The sequence below is a fragment of the Vibrio sp. Y176 genome, assembly GCF_033438945.1.
The window spans coordinates 1-511 of record NZ_JAWOQS010001217.1; the positions used below are offsets into that span (position 1 = coordinate 1).

General features: G+C 48.7%; 1 protein-coding gene. It reads left to right on the forward strand.

Annotated features, from left to right (window positions below):
- Positions 1–484 (forward strand): C-terminal helicase domain-containing protein (locus tag R7O13_RS31055; RefSeq protein WP_318305751.1); only part of this gene is annotated, 484 nt, incomplete at its 5' end.
- Positions 485–511 lie beyond the last annotated feature (27 nt).

Sequence of the window (511 nt, forward strand, 5' to 3'; positions counted from 1 at the left end):
AACAAAACACGGCGCGGCCAAATTGGTTAGCCAGCTTGAGAAGCGTGGCATTGTGGCTGAAGCGTTCCACAGTGGTCGCAATCAGCGTGTTCGTCAGGAACTGATTGAGAAGTTCAAAGCGGGTGAAATTCAGTATCTGGTTGCAACTGGCGTTGCCGCGCGTGGTATTGATATCGACAACTTACCAGTAGTGATTAACTACGATTTACCATTCCCTGCGGATGAGTACGTACACCGTATCGGGCGTACTGGCCGTGCTGGCGCGCAAGGTGAAGCGATCTCTTTGGTATCGAAAGATGATTTCAAAAACCTGTGCATGATTGAAAGCCGTCTGGGCCACTTGCTTGAGCGTGTTGAAATCGAAGGTTTTGCTCCAAGAAAGCCCGTGCCGATTTCGATTTTGAATTACGTACCTAAGAATAAGCGTAAACCGCAAGACAATCGCCCGCGTCGTGAGAATTCTGAACAACGTGACGCAAAATAGTCTGCTGATACATTGAAAGCAAAGCCG